We start from the raw sequence: 14,370 nt of genomic DNA, 5'->3' as shown, positions 1-14,370 counted from the left end.
CCTCATCCTCCATGCCGACCACGAGCAGAACGCATCGACTTCCACCGTGCGTCTGGCCGGCTCTTCGGGTGCCAACCCGTTCGCCTGTATCGCCGCCGGCATCGCCGCACTGTGGGGCCCTGCCCACGGCGGCGCGAACGAAGCCGTTCTGACCATGCTTGACGAGATTGGCGATGTTTCGAACATCGACAAGTTCATCGCCAAGGCCAAGGACAAGAACGATCCGTTCAAACTGATGGGCTTCGGTCACCGCGTTTACAAGAACCGCGACCCTCGCGCGACTGTAATGAAGCAGACCTGCGACGAAGTGCTGAAGGAATTGGGCATCAACAACGATCCGCAACTCGAACTGGCGATGCGCCTGGAAGAGATCGCGCTGACCGACCCGTACTTCATCGAACGCTCGCTGTACCCGAACGTCGACTTCTACTCGGGGATCATCCTCAAGGCGATCGGCATTCCGACCAGCATGTTCACCGTGATCTTTGCGCTGGCGCGTACTGTTGGCTGGATCTCCCACTGGAAAGAAATGCTCTCCAGCCCGTACAAGATTGGCCGTCCGCGCCAGTTGTACACCGGCTATGAGTCGCGTGACATTACCAAGCTGGAAGACCGCAAATAAGACTTGTCTTGCGATGACGTCTTAAGTTTGTAACGGGAACGGCCTCTATTTATATGGAGGCCGTTTTTGTTTGTCTGGGGGTTTGGGGGTTTGGGAATTGTGAGCATATCCGTTGCTGCGGTAACGGCTGCTTAGGGTTCCGCCCTTACGGCGGGTCACTTTTGGCAAACGCCCCAAAAGTAACCAAAAGGGCTGCTCCCTGACGTACGGCACTTCGCCTAGGCTCAGTGTTCCCTCGCTACGGTGTCCATCCGGGGGCATCGCCTCCGGTTTGCTGCGCTGCACCTCCTCTCGATGTGTTTGGCTTCGCCAAACGGCGCTGCGCGCCTACCCCGGATGAACACCTCCGCTCGGCCTGCCGATGGGCCTGAAGATCAAGAGCAGGATCAACAGCCAGATCAAAAGCCAAATCAAAAGCCAAATCAAAAGCCAAATCAAAAGCCAAATCAAAAGCCAAATCAAAAGCCCCTCACCCTAGCCCTCTCCCGAAGGGAGAGGGGACTGACCGAGGTGTTTGGGAGAGCTACGCCGACATGAAACACCGAGTCGAACTCAGATTCTGAAAGGCTCACAAATCGCCCCCCCTCTCCTTGGACCCTAGCCCTCTCCCGGAGGGAGAGGGCTGGGGTGAGGGGCAAACCCAACACAAAACCAAAGCCGACCGCACGCTTCTCACCCCTCAACACAATGAGCGTTAGCTCAAGTACCGCTCTTGACCTTCACCCCTCAACACAATGAGCGTCAGCTCGAGTACCGCTCTTGATCTTCACCACTCATCACAATGAGCGTTAGCTCGAGTACCGCTCTTGATCTTCACCACTCAACACAATGAGCGTTAGCTCGAGTACCGCTCTTGATCTTCAGCGCCCGTCGGAAGGCTGAGCGGAGGGGTTGATCCGGGGTGGGAGCGCAGCGACCGTTTGGCGCAGCCAAACACATCGAGAGGAGGTGCAGCGCAGCAAACCGGAGGCGATGACCCCCGGATCAATCCCGCAGCGAAGGAACCCGAGCCACAGCGAGGGCCGTACGTCAGGGTAAAGCCTTTTTGGTTACTTTTTCGGCGTCTGGAAAAAGTGACCCGCCGTAAGGGCGGAACCCTAAGTAGCCATCACCAAAAAAACGGATATACACCCAAAATCAAAAAACCCACCAAAGTCCGATAACCGCCCACAAAAAATGCCCCGATCTCTCAACCGGGGCATTCAGCACAACACTACAAAACCATCAAACCATCAATGCGAAACCGCCCCACTCGCCCCCAACCCCGTCTGCGAACGCACGAACTGCGGGAAAAACAGCGCCCGCTCATTATCCGCAGCCGCCGACTTGTCAGTAATCGAGAAGAACCAGATCCCGACAAAAGCAATGATCATCGAAAACAGCGCCGGATACTCGTAAGGGAAGATCGCCTTCTCATGATGCAGAATCTGCACCCAGATGGTCGGACCAAGAATCATCAGCCCCACCGCACTCACCAGCCCCAACCACCCGCCAATCATCGCGCCACGGGTAGTCAACTTCTTCCAGTACATCGAAAGCAACAACACCGGGAAGTTGCAGCTGGCCGCGATCGAGAACGCCAGACCCACCATGAACGCAATGTTCTGGCTTTCAAACAGAATGCCCAGACCAATGGCCAGAATCCCCAGCGCAATCGTGGTGATCTTCGAAACGCGAATCTCATCCTTGTCGTTGGCCTTGCCCTTCTTGATCACACTGGCATACAGATCATGCGATACCGCCGAAGCACCGGCCAGAGTCAGACCCGCCACAACCGCCAGAATGGTCGCAAACGCCACCGCCGAGATGAAGCCAAGGAAGATACTGCCGCCCACCGCATCAGCCAGGTGCACCGCCGCCATATTGTTGCCACCGAGCAAAGCGCCCGCCGCATCTTTAAAGGCCGGATTGGTGCTGACCAGCAAGATCGCGCCGAAGCCGATGATGAACGTCAGGATGTAGAAATAACCAATGAACCCGGTCGCGTACAGCACGCTCTTACGGGCTTCTTTAGCGTCACTCACAGTGAAGAAGCGCATCAGGATGTGCGGCAGGCCGGCGGTACCGAACATCAGTGCCAGACCCAGCGAGAACGCCGAAATCGGATCTTTCACCAGACCGCCCGGGCTCATGATCGCCTCACCTTTGGGGTGAACCTTGATCGCCTCGGAGAACAGCATGTTGAAGTCGAAGTTGACGTGCTTCATCACCATCAGCGCCATGAACGAGGCACCCGACAGCAACAGCACCGCTTTGATGATCTGCACCCAAGTGGTCGCCAGCATGCCGCCGAACAGCACGTACATGCACATCAGGATGCCAACCAGAATCACCGCGACGTAATAGTCGAGACCGAACAGCAACTGGATCAGCTTGCCGGCGCCAACCATTTGCGCGATCAGATAGAACGCCACCACCACCAGCGAACCGCAGGCCGACAGCGTGCGGATCTGGGTTTGCCCGAGGCGGTAGGACGCCACGTCGGCAAAGGTGTATTTACCCAGGTTACGCAGACGCTCGGCGATCAGAAACAAAATGATCGGCCAGCCCACCAGGAACCCGATCGAGTAGATCAGACCATCGTAGCCGGAAGTGAACACCAGCGCGGAAATCCCCAGGAAGGACGCCGCTGACATGTAGTCACCGGCAATCGCCAGACCGTTCTGGAAACCGGTGATCTTGCCGCCCGCCGCATAGTAGTCGGCGGCCGACTTGTTACGCTTCGAGGCCCAGTAGGTGATGCACAGCGTGGCACCGACGAACACCACAAACATGGCGATCGCGGAGACGTTGAGCGGTTGTTTGTGGACTTCACCCGTCAGGGCTTCAGCGGCCCAGACGGCGGGCGCGAACGCTGCGATGCTCAATAAAGCCAGTAGACGCCGGATCATTGCTGAGCCTCCTTGAGAATCGCATTGTTCAGGTCGTCAAACTCGCCATTGGCGCGGCGCACGTAGATCGCGGTCAGGATGAAAGCCGAGACAATCAAGCCGACACCGATCGGGATGCCCCAGGTGATCGAAGACTCGGGACTGAGTTTGGCCCCGAGCACTTTCGGGCCGTAAGCGATCAGAAGGATGAATCCGGAGTAGAGCCCGAGCATGATCGCCGAGAGTATCCAGGCGAACTTTTCCCTTTTTCGCACCAGCTCCTTGAATCGGGGACTGTTTTGAATCGAGAGGTAAATGCTGTCGTTCATTGTTTTTATCCTCGCAGCACAGATTATTGTTGGAACATAGCTAATGTATGCGGCTGCGAGCGCGGTAACAGACGACCTTAGTAGTAGAACGCCATGACCCTTTTGCCAATTTCAAGCACAAAAAAAACTGTGGGAGCTGGCTTGCCAGCGATAGCGTCTTGTCAGCCAACTTATCAGTCAACTGACAGACCGCTATCGCGGGCAAGCCCGCTCCCACAGGATTGGTAAAAGCTATTTCGGGTTATTTAGTCCAGTCAGCCACGCGATCCGGGTGCTTGGCGACCCAATCCTTGGCCGCTGCTTCAGGTTTGGCACCATCCTGAATGGCAAGCATGACTTCGCCGATTTCGTCTTTCGACGCCCACTGGAAGTTCTTCAGGAACTTGGCCACTTCCGGCGCCTTGGCGTCCAGTTCTTTGCTACCGATGCTGTTGACGGTTTCAGCTGCGCCGTACACGCCTTTCGGGTCGTCGAGGAAGCGCAGTTTCCACTTGGCGAACATCCAGTGCGGCACCCAACCGGTGACAGCGATGGATTCGTTCTTCTTCTCGGCACGAGTCAGCTCGGCGATCATGCCTGCGCCGGAACTGGCCTTGAGGTTGTACTTGTCGAGGCCGTAATCCTTGATCGCCTGATCAGTCTTGAGCATCACGCCTGAACCGGCGTCGATGCCGACAATGCGGTTCTTGAAGGTGTCATCGGTTTTGAGGTCTTCGATCGACTTGGCTTTCACATACTCCGGCACGATCAGGCCGATTTTCGCGTCCTTGAAGTTCGGGCCGTAGTCGACGACCAGATCCTTATTCTTCGTCCAGTATTCACCGTGGGTCACGGGCAGCCAGGCGGAGAGCATGGCGTCGAGTTTGCCGGTGGCGACACCTTGCCACATGATTCCGGTGGCGACGGCTTGCAGTTTCACGTCGTAGCCGAGTTTCTGCTTGATCACTTCGGCCGCTACGTGGGTGGTCGCGACGCTGTCGGACCAGCCGTCAACGTAACCGATGTTCAGGGTCTGTTTTTCAGCGCTGGCAAATGTGGAACTCATCGCAAGCACCAGAGCGGCACCTGTGCCTAAAAGTCGTCGCATCTTCATCGTTACTTCCCCGAAATGCTGCGCCCGACGGATGACGGGCGACGTCAACGTATTGTTATGGTGCACAGCGCCCCCATCACGCCCGACCGCAAACTCGCTCGACTGCCAGTGGAGTGCTGACGCTTTCGATCATCAACCTGACGACCATCGCGACCTGCTCTGTCAGCGACCTCAAGGCAACGAGAAACGACATCAGAAGGCCATTAACCGCGCCTATATAAATGACGCCAAATAATCCGCCCGAACTTTGCATGTCAAAATCATGCGAGCCACCAACCCCCGCTTAAATGCAGGTAACATGCGTCGCTTTGCAGCCACTCGGCCTGACCATGTCCGCGACCTCCCGCTTTCCTTTTCTTCCATATATCTTCGCCTGCCTGCTTGGCCTGTTCGCGCTTGGCGGCTTCTGGTACGGCTTGGGTAAACCGGTGATTCTGCCAGACGCCGCGACGCCGACGCACAAGCTGCAATGCGCCTCCTACACCCCTTTCGATAAAGACCAATCGCCGTTCGACGTGCCGTTCAAGCTGCGCCCGGAGCGCATGGACGCTGACCTTGCATTACTGTCGACGCGCTTTGAGTGCATCCGCACGTATTCCATGACCGGCCTCGAAGCGTTGCCTGATCTGGCGCGCAAGCATGGCTTGAAGTTAATGATCGGCGCCTGGGTCAACAGCAATCCGGTAGACACCGAGAAGGAAGTCGATCTGCTGATCAAATCGGCCAATGCCAACCCGGACGTGGTCAGTGCGGTGATCGTCGGCAACGAAGCGTTGCTGCGCAAGGAAGTCACCGGCGCGCAACTGGCCCGACTGATCAACAAGGTCAAAAGCCAGGTCAAGCAACCGGTTACCTACGCCGATGTCTGGGAGTTCTGGCTCAAGCATCCGGAAATCGCGCCGGCGGTGGACTTCTTGACCATTCACCTGCTGCCGTACTGGGAAGATGATCCGTCGAACATCGACGCGGCCCTGCAACATGTCGCGGACGTGCGTCAGGTGTTTGGCAACAAGTTCGCACCCAAGGACGTGATGATTGGCGAAACCGGTTGGCCGAGCGAAGGTCGCCAGCGTGAGACCGCGCTGCCGAGCCGGGTCAACGAAGCCAAGTTCATTCGCGGGTTTGTCGCAATGGCCGAGAAAGAAGGCTGGCATTACAACCTGATCGAGGCGTTTGACCAGCCATGGAAGCGGGCAAGCGAAGGCGCGGTTGGCGGGTATTGGGGGCTGTTTGACGCCGATCGTCAGGATAAAGGCGTACTCGCCGGTCCCGTGACCAATGTGCCGTACTGGAAAGAATGGCTGGCGGTCGGAGGACTGATCTTCCTCGGCACCCTGATCCTCGGCGGCCGGGTTCGCACGACACGCTCGGCACTGATCTTGCCGCTGCTGGGCGCCCTCGCCGCTTGTTCGATTGGCGCCTGGGGCGATCTGGCGCGAGTCACCACACGATTCACCAGCGAGTGGCTGTGGGTCGGGTTGTTGACGGCACTGAATCTATTGGTGCTTGCACATGCCGCGCTGACATTGAGCGCTCGTATTGGCTGGCGTAAAAAAGCCTTCAACCTGCTGGAGCGTCGTGCCGGGTGGCTGGTGGCCGCAGCCGGTTTTGCAGCGGCGGTGATGATGCTGGAAATGGTGTTTGATGCGCGCTATCGCAGTTTTGCGAGCATGGCGTTTGTGGTGCCTGCGCTGGTTTATATGTGCCGGCCGGTGAGCGTGCCGCGCAGGGAAATCGCGTTGCTGACGTTTATTGTCGGTGCGGGCATTGCGCCGCAGTTGTATCAGGAAGGGTTGCAGAATCAGCAGGCGTGGGGTTGGGCGCTGGTCAGCGGGTTGATGGTGAGTGCGCTGTGGCGTTGCTTGCGGGTTCGTACCCGCTGATCTTCGGCGTCTGTACCGCCCTCATCGCTGGCAAGCCAGCTCCCACAGAGGTATGGGTTAACACGACATGTGTGCACGACCCAAAAACTGTGGGAGCTGGCTTGCCAGCGATGGCTGACTGTCAGGCGCTACGGGAAGCTCTGACCAGCCGCAACCCGGCAATCACCACCGCAAACACCGCCAGTGTCGTGTTGTACAACGCCAGTGCCGGCAACCCGACCATCAGCGCCAGCACCGCCAGCCACCACCCTGCCCGCCCCGGCACGACAAAACCGAGCAACGCCGCACCCAACGCCGTCCAGCCCAATACCTTGAAGTGAATCATCAGCCCCAGGTTCGAGCGCAGCTGACACTCCCATCGGCTCGCCTCATCAACGCAGATGCCGACCCACTGCCCGTCCTCCATAAAGCCATAGCGCGCGCCATAACTGGCGGCCAGCCATAGCGGCAGCAAAACAAGCAGCAGAATCACGGGCAAGCGGCGAGACATGAAGCACTCCAATCTTCGGAAATCGGCGGCCAGCTTAATCTGCCGCCATCCATACGCAAGCACTAACAACAGTTAACTAGTCATCCAATCCGTGCAAAGTGTATCGTCCAGCTACTATTACTCCGAATTCTGCCTGTTTGGTGCCGCGGCATGGCACTTTGGCGCAAACCCGGTGGTCATAGCCTGCGAACTTCATTCGGCACCTTCCTCTAAGGGATCTAGTCATGCTCCGTTCCTTGCGCTTCGCCGCGCTGTTCAGCGGCCTTATTCTGAGTGCGTCCGCACTGGCGGTGGATATCGACGCCGCCAGCTATGGCTACCCCCTGACCAACCCGTTCGAGGCGACCATCGCCACGACTCCGCCGGACCTGCGTCCGGAACTGCCGCTGGATGACGACATCAATCAGTCGGATCGCAGCGTCACCCTGCGTCCGGAGCGAGCGTTCATCCTGCCGGACAACTTCTGGGCGGTGAAAAAGCTCACCTATCGCATCGCCGAGCAGGACAAACCGGCACCGCTGATCTTCCTGATCGCCGGCACCGGTGCGCGCTACGACAGCACGCTCAACGAATACCTGAAAAAGCTCTACTACAAGGCCGGCTACCACGTCGTGCAACTGTCGTCGCCGACCAGTTTCGACTTCATCAGCGCCGCTTCACGCTTCGCCACCCCGGGCGTGACCAAGGAAGACGCCGAAGACATGTACCGCGTGATGCAGGCCGTGCGGGCGCAAAACCCGAAAGTGCCGGTCACTGACTACTACCTCAGCGGTTACAGCCTCGGCGCTCTGGATGCCGCATTCGTTGCGCACCTGGACGAAACCCGACGCAGCTTCAACTTCAAGAAAGTCCTGCTGCTCAACCCGCCGGTCAACCTCTACACCTCGATCACCAACCTCGACAAGCTGGTGCAGACCGAAGTCAAAGGCATCAACAACAGCACCACGTTCTATGAACTGGTACTGGGCAAACTGACCCGCTACTTCCAGCAGAAAGGCTACATCGACCTCAACGATGCCCTGCTGTATGACTTCCAGCAGTCCAAGCAGCATCTGAGCAATGAGCAGATGGCAATGCTGATCGGCACCTCGTTCCGCTTCTCGGCCGCCGACATCGCCTTCACTTCGGACCTGATCAACCGTCGCGGCCTGATCACCCCGCCGAAATTTCCGATCACCGAAGGCACCAGCCTCACGCCGTTCCTCAAGCGTGCACTGCAATGCGACTTCGATTGCTACCTGACCGAACAGGTGATTCCGATGTGGCGCGCCCGTACCGACGGCGGCAGCCTGCTGCAACTGATCGATCAGGTCAGCCTGTACGCGCTGAAGGATTATCTGCACGACAGCCCGAAAATCGCCGTGATGCACAACGCCGACGACGTGATCCTCGGCCCGGGCGACCTCGGCTTCCTGCGCAAGACCTTTGGCGATCGCCTGACCGTTTACCCACTGGGCGGCCATTGCGGCAACCTTAACTACCGCGTCAACAGCGACGCCATGCTGGAGTTCTTCCGTGGCTAAATATCTCCTGCTGATTGCAGCGTTACTCTGTGCAGGCGTGGCCCAGGCCGACAACAGCAAAGCCAATGCACCAGTGGTCGTCGACAGTGACGGTTTCAAGGAGCCGCTGTCGAAACTCAAGTTCAACGCGGGGCTGGATCAGCGTGAATTCGAGCGGTCGACGCTCAACGCGCTGAACGTCTATGACCCGCTGGAAGAGTGGAACCGTCGCGTTTACCACTTCAACTACCGCTTCGACCAATGGGTGTTCCTGCCCGTGGTCGATGGCTATCGCTACATCACGCCAAGCTTCGTGCGTACGGGCGTGAGCAACTTCTTCAACAACCTTGGCGATGTGCCGAACCTGGTCAACAGCTTGTTGCAGTTCAAGGGCCAGCGCTCGATGGAAACCACCGCGCGCCTGCTGCTCAACACCACGATCGGCATCGCCGGCCTGTGGGACCCGGCCACTGCGATGGGCCTGCCGCGCCAGAGCGAAGACTTCGGGCAGACCCTGGGCTTCTACGGCGTACCGGGTGGCGCGTACTTCGTCCTGCCGATCCTCGGCCCGTCGAACCTGCGTGACACCGCCGGTCTGGCTGTGGATTACAGCGCTGAAACGGCGATCAACTTCCTCAACGTTTCGGAAGTCAGCTCCAACCACCCGGAAATCTGGGCCCTGCGCGCCGTCGACAAGCGCTACCAGACCAGTTTCCGTTACGGTCAACTGAACTCGCCGTTCGAATACGAGAAGGTGCGTTACGTGTACACCGAGTCACGCAAGTTGCAGATTGCCGAATAAGTAGGCGGCAACAAAAAAGGGCCATTCGATGCGAGTCGAATGGCCCTTTTTCATGGCACCACAAAGATCAAACTGTAGGAGTGAGCCTGCTCGCGATAGCGGTGTGTCAGGTCATGACTGACACACCGCTATCGCGAGCAGGCTCACTCCTACAAAGGTTTTGTGTTGTAGGTTAGTTCTTTACTGCTTTCCAGATCTTGCCAACGACCGAGACAACCGCCAACACCACCGCACCGGCAATAATCCCCGCTACACCGTTGAGCAGCACCGGCACCACAAAGCCGGCACTTCCCGCCGCCGCGCCAACGCTTTCAATCCAGTGATGCACCACTGGAATGCCGTGAGTGAGGATGCCGCCGCCGACCAGGAACATCGCCGCCGTGCCCACCACCGACAGGGTTTTCATCATGTACGGCGCCGCCGTCAAAATACCGCTGCCGATTTTTTTGGCCACTTGCCCAGGCTTCTGCGTCAGCCACAAGCCGAGGTCGTCGAGCTTGACGATGCCCGCCACCAGACCGTAAACGCCGACGGTCATGACAATCGCGATGCCAGACATCACGATGACCTGCTGAGTCAGCGAGGCATCGGCCACCGTGCCCAGTGTGATCGCGATGATTTCTGCCGAAAGAATGAAGTCGGTGCGGATCGCGCCTTTGATCTTGTCCTTCTCGTACGCCACCAGATCAGTGGCCGGATCGGCTACGGCCTCGGTCAGTTGCGCGTGCTCGGCGTCATCTTCAGTCTTGCTGTGCAGGAATTTGTGCGCGAGCTTCTCGAAACCTTCGAAACACAGGTACGCGCCACCGACCATCAACAGCGGCGTCACCAGCCACGGCACGAACGCACTGATCGCCAACGCCGACGGCACCAGAATCAGTTTGTTGACGAACGAGCCCTTGGCCACCGCCCAGACCACGGGAATTTCCCGCTCGGCGCGCACGCCGGAGACTTGCTGGGCATTCAGCGCCAAGTCGTCGCCGAGCACCCCGGCGGTCTTCTTGGCGGCCATTTTGCTCATCAACGCCACGTCATCCAGCACGGTGGCAATATCGTCGACCAGCACCAGCAAACTGCTTCCTGCCATGAATCCTGTTTCCTTCTATGTATGAATGTTGCGAAGCATAACGCGACCACAGACCACACGGGGCATTCTTGAGCGTCGCGCGAGGCCGGTGCTACCATGCGCAACCGCCAGAACAGGCAAGGAACCACCGGGTTTATGAGCACAATCCGCGAGCGCAACAAAGAACTGATCCTGCGTGCCGCCAGTGAGGAGTTTGCCGACAAGGGCTTCGCTGCGACCAAAACCAGCGACATCGCCGCCAAGGCAGGATTGCCCAAGCCCAACGTCTACTACTACTTCAAGTCCAAGGAAAACCTCTATCGCGAGGTGCTGGAAAGTATCATCGTGCCGATTCTGCAAGCGTCGACACCGTTCAACCCGGATGGCGTGCCGAGCGAAGTGCTCAGCGGCTACATCCGCTCGAAGATCCGCATCTCCCGCGACCTGCCCTTCGCCTCCAAGGTCTTCGCCAGCGAAATCATGCACGGCGCCCCGCACCTGAGCGCCGACCTGGTCGAGCAGCTCAACGGCCAGGCCAAGCACAACATCGACTGCATCCAGAGCTGGATCGACCGTGGCCAGATCGCCCCGATCGACCCCAATCATCTGATGTTCAGCATCTGGGCCGCGACCCAGACCTACGCCGACTTCGACTGGCAGATTTCTGCAGTCACCGGCAAGGACAAGCTGGACGAGGCGGATTACGAGGCGGCAGCGCAGACGATTATTCGATTGGTGCTCAAAGGGTGTGAGCCGGACTGATAGACCGTGGTGCGGCTATCGCTGGCAAGCCAGCTCCCACAGGGATTTGTATTGTTTACTGAATCTGCGTTCAACACAGCTCCCACATGGATTTGTGCTGTTTACTGAATCTGTGTTCAACACAGCTCCCACAGGGATTTGTATTGTTTTTGCTGAATCTGGGTTCAACACAGCTCCCACAGAGATTTGTGCTGTTTGCTGAATCTGGGTTCAACACAGCTCCCACAGGGATTTGTGCTGTTTGCTGAATCTGTGTTCAACACAGCTCCCACAGGGATTTGTGCTGTTTGCTGAATCTGTGTTCAACACAGAAACCTGTGGGAGCTGGCTTGCCAGCGATGGCGGCGACTCGGTCCTGGATTAAACCCAGATAGCATCCCACAGTGGATAGTCGCCAAGCTTTTCCACCAAGCCTGCCCGCAATGGGTTGGCCACTACATAGCGCGCCATTTTCACCAGATCATCTTCCCGCCTCAATGCGCGATCATGGAAACCCTGCTGCCAAAGCGGCCCACTTCTACCACTTGAAAGATTCACTTCACGCGTAATCAGGGACTTGGTCTCGCGCATCAACTTGTGCAGAGAACAATTCTCCAATTCGACAAGCCAATGGAAATGGTCAGGCATGACAACCCACGCCAATGATTTTGCCAGTCCAAGATCTTGCGCCCGACGAAACTGCCGAACAACCAATCGGCCCAACGCGAAATCGGAAAAGATCGGTTCGCGATCTAGTGTGTTAGTGGTCAGTAAGTAGATTCGATGGTGCTCGGCATAGCGGCCGGTTCGCAGACGATGTGATGCGGGAAGATCAGGCAATCCATTGCCCCTTCATGATGTGTTCATCAGAAGGCTAGACCTCAGTGGTCTATCTGGCTGTGCCAGTCTTTTATCTTGATGTGTCAGTCAGTCCGCCATCGCTGGCAAGCCAGCTCCCACAGGGATTTGTGTTGCTCGCTGAATCTGGTTTCAACACATAAACCTGTGGCAGTTGGTTTGTGTTGTTCGCAAAACCCACGTTCAACACAGAAACCTGTGGGAGCTGGCTTGCCAGCGATGGCTATCGATCAGACGCCAGAGAACATGCATTCACTGCACATCCGCGGCGATCTTTCGTTTCAACCCTCTTCACCCATCACCCAACGCAGCGCCTGCGGAAACGAAGTTTTCCAGTCATCCGGGTAGAAGTGTCCACCTTCATGGGTACGGGACTTCACCTCATTGCCGTCACTGAACAGCTGGCGGAAATCGACCGTCATCTGCTGATTGCCTGGCCCTTCTTTTTTGCCGTTGATCACAAACACCCTTTTGCCACGAGCCTTGCTCACCGTCGGGGTCGGCTGCATGCCGCCGGGTGAGACCAGCAGCGCACCCGCGTAATCCTCCGGATGCTGGGCCAGCAAGGCACCCGCGTGTTGCGAACCCTGGGAGAAGCCCATCAGGTAGACGCGTTTGCGGTCGATGCACTGCTGCGCTTCCAGCTCTTTCAAGCCTTTCTGTACAACCTTGTGCGTGCCTTCGAAACCCGGGCCGATCCAGCGGAAACTGTTGGTGGCATTGATCATTTCCGTGCCATTGATGCCGAGAATGATTGCCCCGGTATCTGCCAGCGGCTGATCACTTTCATCCAGTTCACCGTTGATGCCGTAACCGTGCAGCCACACCACGACCGGACGGCAAGCTTTGGGCGCGGGAATGCCGGCAGACGGGTTGAGCACCGAAATCGCGCCGACCTTGCCGACGGCGATTTTCTTGTAGCGCTCCTGAGCATTGGCCAGCACGGATTTATAGGTGGCGGTGTCGCGCAACTCGGAGAAATCCTCGTCACCGGCCAGCAACGGGCCGAACCACAGGCCGCGATCATCGGCCTCTTTGAGAAAGCGCAGGGCCAGCTTGTCATCGCCACGGCGGGCGAACAGTGCAGCGACCTGGTAAGGCGCCTTCAGTTGCTTGGGATCTTCACGGGTGGCCGCCAGATAAACCGCAATCGCCTGCAGCGTATCGGTGTCTTCGAGCTTCTCGGCCCGCTCCATCAACTCGGGTACATCGTCGGCATTGAGCAACGCGGACACCACCGGGCTAAGCGCCTGGAACGCGATTTCGTCGGCGTCCAGCGGTTCGGCGGCGTGCAGAAAGGTCGTGCAGAGGGTCATGGCCGTGGCCAGAGAAATACGAATGAGCGTTTTCACGCTGATCTTCCTTGATACAAAAACGGGGCGGCAGTCTATCGACGCCACCCCGATTCGTCACCACCTCAATGCCAACCGGGGTGATTGCGTTCAGATCAAGAAGCCACTCCCGCGTCCGCTTTCAAATCCAGCGCCTCCACCGCTTTGATTGCCACCTGCTCATCGATGTCCGACAGATCGCCGCTGATGCCGATCGCACCCAGCACGTTCCCCGCCTGATCGCGGATCAGCACACCACCCGGTGCCGGCACGACGCTGCCCTGGCCCATGCTGTTCAGCGCAGCAATAAACGCCGGCCGTTGTTGCGCGTCGAGCGCCAACAGGCGTGAGCCCTTGCCCAGCGCGATGGCGCCCCAGGCTTTGCCGATGGCGATCTGCGGGCGCAGCAGGCTGGCGCCGTCTTCGCGTTGCAGAGTGATCAGGTGCCCGCCGGTATCGAGTACCGCGATGGTCAGCGGCGCGGCGTTGATGCCCCGCCCGGCGCTGATGGCCTGGTTGACCAGGTTGACTGCGACTTTCAAGGTTAAAGCGCTCATGGTGCCGTCCTCATTTTGTTATTGGGAAAGTCGTGGGGCTGCGGTTTTCTGCCGCAGCCCGATGCAACAAATAGAACACAATGAGTTATTTTTTTGTATACAATAATTTTCGAAAAGCGCCACATGCGACGAAAAGCCACAGCCATACAGGCTTCCGACGAATGAAACAGGCGCTTGAGAAAATGGATTGACCTGCGCCGTCCGCCGTGAATACACTCTGCGCAAA

At 57.9% G+C, this 14,370-nt stretch carries 13 protein-coding genes; 5 read left to right on the top strand and 8 right to left on the bottom strand.

From position 1 onward, the window contains the following. The coding region (locus ACIONG_RS28000) for a citrate/2-methylcitrate synthase (RefSeq protein WP_401304036.1) at window positions 1–622 on the top strand (622 nt) is incomplete at its 5' end. A 1,232-nt stretch (window positions 623–1,854) separates the two neighbouring features. On the opposite strand, the gene ACIONG_RS27995 is transcribed toward ACIONG_RS28000, so the two are convergent. From ACIONG_RS27995 to ACIONG_RS27985, 3 genes are all read right to left on the bottom strand, one after another. Continuing rightward, window positions 1,855–3,513: a cation acetate symporter gene (locus tag ACIONG_RS27995; RefSeq protein WP_103307418.1), complete on the bottom strand. Its 1,659-nt coding sequence runs from the start codon at window positions 3,511–3,513 to the stop codon at window positions 1,855–1,857. After that, window positions 3,510–3,821 carry a DUF485 domain-containing protein gene (locus ACIONG_RS27990; protein ID WP_103307417.1) on the bottom strand — a complete coding sequence of 104 codons (312 nt, stop codon included), beginning with the start codon at window positions 3,819–3,821 and terminating at the stop codon, window positions 3,510–3,512. The genes ACIONG_RS27995 and ACIONG_RS27990 overlap by 4 nt, the downstream gene beginning before the upstream one ends. Window positions 3,822–4,062: 241 nt before the next feature. After that, window positions 4,063–4,914 carry a glycine betaine ABC transporter substrate-binding protein gene (locus ACIONG_RS27985; RefSeq protein ID WP_103307416.1) on the bottom strand — a complete coding sequence of 284 codons (852 nt, stop codon included), beginning with the start codon at window positions 4,912–4,914 and terminating at the stop codon, window positions 4,063–4,065. Window positions 4,915–5,201: 287 nt separating this feature from the next. On the opposite strand from ACIONG_RS27985, the gene ACIONG_RS27980 reads away from it, so the two are divergent. Further along, window positions 5,202–6,797, top strand: coding sequence for a beta (1-6) glucans synthase (locus ACIONG_RS27980; RefSeq protein ID WP_401304033.1), 1,596 nt, complete (start codon window positions 5,202–5,204; stop codon window positions 6,795–6,797). A 121-nt stretch (window positions 6,798–6,918) separates the two neighbouring features. Here the strand turns inward: ACIONG_RS27980 and ACIONG_RS27975 are convergent, their stop codons facing one another. After that, a complete protein-coding gene (locus tag ACIONG_RS27975) occupies window positions 6,919–7,287 on the bottom strand; it encodes a hypothetical protein (protein ID WP_315446289.1) in 369 nt (122 codons plus the stop codon). 224 nt (window positions 7,288–7,511) lie between these two features. On the opposite strand from ACIONG_RS27975, the gene ACIONG_RS27970 reads away from it, so the two are divergent. Then, window positions 7,512–8,810, top strand: coding sequence for a serine/threonine protein kinase (locus ACIONG_RS27970; protein ID WP_103307413.1), 1,299 nt, complete (start codon window positions 7,512–7,514; stop codon window positions 8,808–8,810). After that, complete coding sequence (locus tag ACIONG_RS27965; protein ID WP_213027974.1) at window positions 8,803–9,591, top strand: VacJ family lipoprotein; 789 nt, start codon at window positions 8,803–8,805, stop codon at window positions 9,589–9,591. The genes ACIONG_RS27970 and ACIONG_RS27965 overlap by 8 nt, the downstream gene beginning before the upstream one ends. A 172-nt stretch (window positions 9,592–9,763) precedes the next feature. Here the strand turns inward: ACIONG_RS27965 and ACIONG_RS27960 are convergent, their stop codons facing one another. Next, window positions 9,764–10,678, bottom strand: a complete 915-nt coding sequence (locus ACIONG_RS27960) for a DUF808 domain-containing protein (protein WP_315446288.1) — start codon at window positions 10,676–10,678, stop codon at window positions 9,764–9,766. Between the two features lie 135 nt (window positions 10,679–10,813). Here ACIONG_RS27960 and ACIONG_RS27955 point away from each other — a divergent pair, with 135 nt between their 5' ends. After that, on the top strand, window positions 10,814–11,419 hold the full coding sequence (locus ACIONG_RS27955; RefSeq protein WP_007919931.1) for a TetR/AcrR family transcriptional regulator: 606 nt from the start codon (window positions 10,814–10,816) through the stop codon (window positions 11,417–11,419). A gap of 360 nt (window positions 11,420–11,779) precedes the next feature. Here the strand turns inward: ACIONG_RS27955 and ACIONG_RS27950 are convergent, their stop codons facing one another. The 3 genes from ACIONG_RS27950 to ACIONG_RS27940 form a co-directional block, all read right to left on the bottom strand. Then, window positions 11,780–12,238: an REP-associated tyrosine transposase gene (locus ACIONG_RS27950; protein ID WP_103306810.1), complete on the bottom strand. Its 459-nt coding sequence runs from the start codon at window positions 12,236–12,238 to the stop codon at window positions 11,780–11,782. 299 nt (window positions 12,239–12,537) lie between these two features. Next, on the bottom strand, window positions 12,538–13,608 hold the full coding sequence (locus ACIONG_RS27945) for a hypothetical protein (RefSeq protein ID WP_213027973.1): 1,071 nt from the start codon (window positions 13,606–13,608) through the stop codon (window positions 12,538–12,540). A gap of 95 nt (window positions 13,609–13,703) precedes the next feature. Next, entirely contained in the window at window positions 13,704–14,144 is a 441-nt protein-coding gene (locus ACIONG_RS27940) for a heme-binding protein (protein WP_103306812.1), read from the bottom strand. Window positions 14,145–14,370: the final 226 nt, after the last annotated feature.

The sequence above is a fragment of the Pseudomonas sp. NPDC087817 genome (genome assembly GCF_044742875.1).
GTDB lineage: Bacteria > Pseudomonadota > Gammaproteobacteria > Pseudomonadales > Pseudomonadaceae > Aquipseudomonas.
This window is presented reverse-complemented; position numbering and strand designations above follow the sequence as displayed.

Bases quoted from the DNA above. Each gene is read 5' to 3' on its own strand.
- ACIONG_RS27975 (WP_315446289.1), bottom strand. From the start codon at position 7,287: ATGTCTCGCCGCTTGCCCGTGATTCTGCTGCTTGTTTTGCTGCCGCTA.
- ACIONG_RS27940 (WP_103306812.1), bottom strand. From the start codon at position 14,144: ATGAGCGCTTTAACCTTGAAAGTCGCAGTCAACCTGGTCAACCAGGCC.
- ACIONG_RS27980 (WP_401304033.1), top strand. From the start codon at position 5,202: ATGCAGGTAACATGCGTCGCTTTGCAGCCACTCGGCCTGACCATGTCC.
- ACIONG_RS27985 (WP_103307416.1), bottom strand. From the start codon at position 4,914: ATGAAGATGCGACGACTTTTAGGCACAGGTGCCGCTCTGGTGCTTGCG.
- ACIONG_RS27970 (WP_103307413.1), top strand. From the start codon at position 7,512: ATGCTCCGTTCCTTGCGCTTCGCCGCGCTGTTCAGCGGCCTTATTCTG.
- ACIONG_RS27960 (WP_315446288.1), bottom strand. From the start codon at position 10,678: ATGGCAGGAAGCAGTTTGCTGGTGCTGGTCGACGATATTGCCACCGTG.
- ACIONG_RS27955 (WP_007919931.1), top strand. From the start codon at position 10,814: ATGAGCACAATCCGCGAGCGCAACAAAGAACTGATCCTGCGTGCCGCC.
- ACIONG_RS27995 (WP_103307418.1), bottom strand. From the start codon at position 3,513: ATGATCCGGCGTCTACTGGCTTTATTGAGCATCGCAGCGTTCGCGCCC.
- ACIONG_RS27990 (WP_103307417.1), bottom strand. From the start codon at position 3,821: ATGAACGACAGCATTTACCTCTCGATTCAAAACAGTCCCCGATTCAAG.